The following is a 385-nucleotide window of genomic DNA, read 5'->3' on the forward strand; positions in this document are numbered from 1 at the left end:
CTCGCCCAGACCCAGCCGGGCGGCGGCGCGCTGGACGGCGCAGGGCGCGGCGGCGGAGGCGAACCCGCGGGGGCGCGGGCCGTTGCGCGGCACGCCCTCCAGCTCGCCGGCCCGCCCGGACGCGCGCCCCCGCACCCGGTCGCGGGCCAGCATCAGGCCCATCAGGTTGGACTCGGTGCCGCCGGAGGTCAGCACCCCGGCGGCCCGGTCGTCGTAGCCCACCAGCTCCGCCAGTTCCGCCAGCAGCAGTGTCTCCCGGGGGGTGGCGGCCGGGGCCTGGTCCCAGGAGTCCGGGGAGGGGTTGAGCGCGGAGACCGCCAGGTCGGCGGCGACGGCGACGGCCAGCGGCGGGCAGTGCAGGTGGGCCGCGCACAGCGGGTCGGCC

The 385-nt window shown here is 80.5% G+C and carries 1 protein-coding gene; it reads right to left on the reverse strand.

All coding sequences use genetic code 11. From position 1 onward, the window contains the following. A partial coding sequence (locus QC029_RS30890; protein WP_279559142.1) for a pyridoxal-dependent decarboxylase occupies positions 1 to 385 on the reverse strand: 385 nt, incomplete at both ends.

This window comes from Streptomyces sp. DH37, from assembly GCF_029813835.1.
GTDB lineage: Bacteria > Actinomycetota > Actinomycetes > Streptomycetales > Streptomycetaceae > Streptomyces.